This is a genomic window from Roseateles sp. (genome assembly GCF_031397715.1).
In the GTDB taxonomy this organism is placed as follows: Bacteria; Pseudomonadota; Gammaproteobacteria; order Burkholderiales; family Burkholderiaceae_C; genus Paucibacter_A.
The window spans coordinates 1-2,675 of sequence record NZ_JANNMI010000466.1; the positions used below are offsets into that span (position 1 = coordinate 1).

The 2,675-nt window shown below is 58.6% G+C and carries 3 protein-coding genes and 1 riboswitch; of the genes, 1 reads left to right on the forward strand and 2 read right to left on the reverse strand.

The window, feature by feature from the left end; translation table 11 throughout:
• The first annotated feature begins 64 nt into the window (after positions 1-64).
• On the forward strand, positions 65-1,177 hold the full coding sequence (locus tag RMO57_RS20680; RefSeq protein ID WP_310389885.1) for an NAD(P)/FAD-dependent oxidoreductase: 1,113 nt from the start codon (positions 65-67) through the stop codon (positions 1,175-1,177).
• Positions 1,178-1,291: 114 nt separating this feature from the next.
• Here RMO57_RS20680 and RMO57_RS20685 read toward each other — a convergent pair whose 3' ends face one another.
• Both RMO57_RS20685 and RMO57_RS20690 read right to left on the reverse strand, forming a co-directional pair.
• Complete coding sequence (locus tag RMO57_RS20685; protein ID WP_310389887.1) at positions 1,292-1,726, reverse strand: hypothetical protein; 435 nt, start codon at positions 1,724-1,726, stop codon at positions 1,292-1,294.
• Complete coding sequence (locus tag RMO57_RS20690) at positions 1,704-2,279, reverse strand: nucleotidyltransferase domain-containing protein (protein WP_310389888.1); 576 nt, start codon at positions 2,277-2,279, stop codon at positions 1,704-1,706. Before RMO57_RS20690 ends, RMO57_RS20685 begins: the two co-directional genes overlap by 23 nt.
• A gap of 288 nt (positions 2,280-2,567) precedes the next feature.
• A riboswitch (TPP riboswitch) is annotated at positions 2,568-2,673 on the forward strand.
• The last annotated feature ends 2 nt before the right edge of the window (positions 2,674-2,675 follow it).

A 2,675-nucleotide genomic window follows, 5' to 3' on the forward strand; every position in this document is an offset into this window, starting at 1 on the left:
ACGACTGGAAAGACAAGACCGGCAAGCTGTCGGAGCTGATCAAGTAACACCCGAACGCCAGACCATGGAACCGAACGCCAACGTGGAGATCACCAAGACCGCTGGCACACACGACGGCCCCATCGAAACCGATGCGGTCATCGTGGGCGCGGGTCCCGTCGGCCTGTTCCAGGTGTTCGAGCTGGGCCTGCTCGAAATCAAGGCCCACATCGTCGACTCGCTGCCCTACCCCGGCGGGCAGTGCATCGAGCTCTACCCCGACAAGCCCATCTACGACATCCCGGCCGTGCCGGTGTGCACGGGCAAGGAACTCACCGACAACCTGCTCAAGCAGATCGAGCCTTTTGGCGCGACCTTCCATCTGGGCCAGGAAGTCACTACCGTCCTCAAGCAAGAGGACGGCCGTTTCTTCGGTGAGACGTCAAAAGGCACACAGTTCCTGACCAAGACCATCTTCATCGCCGGCGGCGTGGGCTCGTTCCAGCCGCGTACGCTGAAGGTCGACGGCATTGAGAAGTATGAGGGCACGCAGTTGCATTACCGCGTTCGCAACCCGGCGCAGTTCGCGGGCAAAAACCTGGTGATCGTCGGCGGCGGTGACTCCGCACTCGACTGGGCGCTGAACTTCTGCGCCGGCAATGCCGACGGCGGCACCAACAAGGCCGAGAGCGTGATCCTCTTGCACCGCCGCGACGGCTTCAAGGCCGCGCCCGCCTCGGTCGCCAAGATGCGTGAACTCTGCGAGGCCTACGAGATGCAATTCGTGGTCGGCCAGGTGACGGACATTGTTGAGTCGGATGGCGTTTTAACTGACATCAAGGTCACCGGCGGCGACGGCGTCACGCGCGTGATGCCTTGCGATCAGGTGCTGGTGTTCTTCGGCCTGAGCCCAAAGCTGGGCCCGATCGCCGAATGGGGTCTGGCGCTGGAGCGCAAGCAGATTCTGGTCGACACCGAGAAGTTCCAGACCAATGTGCCGGGCATCTTCGCGGTCGGTGATGTGAACACCTATCCGGGCAAGAAGAAGCTGATTTTGTCGGGCTTCCATGAGTGCGCCTTGGCGGCATTTGGTGCCGCGCCTTATATCTTCCCGGACAAGCGGATTCATCTGCAGTACACCACCACCAGCCCGAAATTGCACAAGGTGTTGGGCGTGGAATCGCCAGTCTTCGACTAAGCGAAAATCGCTTGAGCAAAGGCCCGCTGCACGCGGGCTTTTTTCATGGGCCGGGGTGGGCATCACCAGTTGTTGGCGCCTAGGCCCGCAGAAGGTGGTTTTCCCTAGGGACCCTCAGGAGTTGATGAGGGCCTTTGCCGCTGGAAGCATCTCTCCCAGGATGGCCTGCATAGCATCCGCGTCCGATTTGCTGATGGGAGGTATCGGTGCCCGATACGTCACTCGATTTCGGATGTCATGGAGCCTACCGAGAGCGCTTTGCTTCGCAGGGTCGAGCTGTAGGTCGTCCGCAACGCGTTTGAGGGCCGTCACCCTGTGACCGCCAGTGTCGCCTGGACGTACTTCGTAAAACTCGAGCACAGCCATCACCACATTGAACATCCCCTCGTATGCGAGCATGAACCTTGCCGACTCTGGCTGTGGCGCAGACATTGCCGTTGCCATTTCTTCTGCGATGCGCAGGAACTGCGCAATGGAAGCTGGCTCCGACGCGGCCTCTTTGAAGCTGCCAATTTTTACCAGAGCGTCATACGTTGCGGGTCTCGGCATGGATTGCCTCCATCAAGTCAATTCTCGGCCCGGTTCGGATGGCGGCCAAAACAGGGTCATTCGAAGCCCACTCTTGCTCCGAATAGACGTTCACGTGAATTGTGCGGCCCAACTCAAGCTCAGCAGAATCGACCAAAGGAGACACGTCGAAGAGGTTGACGTCTCCAACGACAACAACATCGATATCGCTCACACTGCTGTCTTTACCCGCCGCCACTGACCCAAAAACAAATGCTTCGGTCACACGCGAGCCAAGGGGAGCAAGTGCTTTGGCTAGCGGCTCGGCCATGCCAACTGTCTTGAGCACCATTTGCCTAAGCTCGGTGTACAGCACAAACTTTGGATTGGCTGACAGCCGTCGTTGGTTCCCAACCCTTTGCTCTCGCAAAAGGCCCGCTGCAATCCAGCGCTTAAGCACGGCGCTTCCGGCCCCTCGGCCGTTGCCCATGCGCTTTAAGAGCTCCAGGGTTCCAAAGTCTTGGTCAGGCCGAAGCAGAATCGCGCTCATGAGGCGCTGTTCAGGCTTCGATAGTAGGGCGTCGAGTGGCTGCATATTCCTAATTCTGGTACTGTTGTACCACATTCAAGAACAAAGACGGGCGCGTTGAGCACGGCAAGTTCCTTAATTAGGTACTTATGTACCCATTTGAGGAACATTAAGAATCTACCCGCGCCGCAGTCAAGCTCACCTGTGAGACAGAGCTTGCCTCATACAGCGACCCACATCGCCCCTGAAATCGGCATCTCCCAGGGCGCCACCGGCCTGTTACAAGGTTTGGGCCAGCTGCGCAGTAAGACCCATGGGCCGATACAATGCGGCCCAAGCAGCGATTCAAGTCGCTGCCCACGCTAGGGGTGCTGATTCAACTCACGTTGAATCGGCTGAGAAAAAACCCTTTGAACCTGACTGAGGTAATCCTCGCGCAGGGAAGCAAGCATCACGGCCCAC

Coding starts and splice junctions, on each gene's coding strand:
- RMO57_RS20680 (WP_310389885.1), top strand. CDS start 65: ATGGAACCGAACGCCAACGTGGAGATCACCAAGACCGCTGGCACACAC.
- RMO57_RS20685 (WP_310389887.1), bottom strand. CDS start 1,726: ATGCCGAGACCCGCAACGTATGACGCTCTGGTAAAAATTGGCAGCTTC.
- RMO57_RS20690 (WP_310389888.1), bottom strand. CDS start 2,279: ATGCAGCCACTCGACGCCCTACTATCGAAGCCTGAACAGCGCCTCATG.